This is a genomic window from Azoarcus sp. TTM-91 (assembly GCF_012911025.1).
Lineage (GTDB): Bacteria > Pseudomonadota > Gammaproteobacteria > Burkholderiales > Rhodocyclaceae > Azoarcus.
In genome coordinates, this window is record NZ_WUEI01000314.1 from 1 (window position 1) to 412 (window position 412).

Genomic DNA, 412 nt, shown 5'->3' on the forward strand with positions numbered 1-412 from the left:
GCTATGAAACATGCTGATGCCAAAATGAGTGCTCATCAGTGGTCTAAGCTGGTGGTGAATGCCTTACAACTCACAGGTAATCATCGTTTGGGCATTGAGTATGGACTCAAACTTCGTCCTACTTCACATGGGGCATTGGGCTTTGCATTTTTAAGTTGTGCTGATGTTGAAACTGCTTTGACACTCTGTCAGCAATATTTCTGTACTCGGATTCAAAATTTCACACCTGAATGGACTGTTGATCAGAATTTTGTCTATGATTATTTAGAGGATGTACATCCCGTTAGATTTGGTGATGAGCAACAATCAGCGCAATTACTATCTTTTCTAGTTGAATGTTTGATCTTTGCAGCAATTCATTTCTGAAGTTTATTTTCAAAAGAGCTGATTGAGCAGAGTGAAGTCTTTCTTG

1 protein-coding gene is annotated in these 412 nt (G+C 39.1%); it reads left to right on the top strand.

Going from position 1 to position 412, the window contains the following annotated elements; all coding sequences use genetic code 11:
- Window positions 1-366 (top strand): AraC family transcriptional regulator ligand-binding domain-containing protein (locus tag GRF61_RS24400; RefSeq protein WP_211166205.1); only part of this gene is annotated, 366 nt, incomplete at its 5' end.
- Between the last annotated feature and the right edge of the window lie 46 nt (window positions 367-412).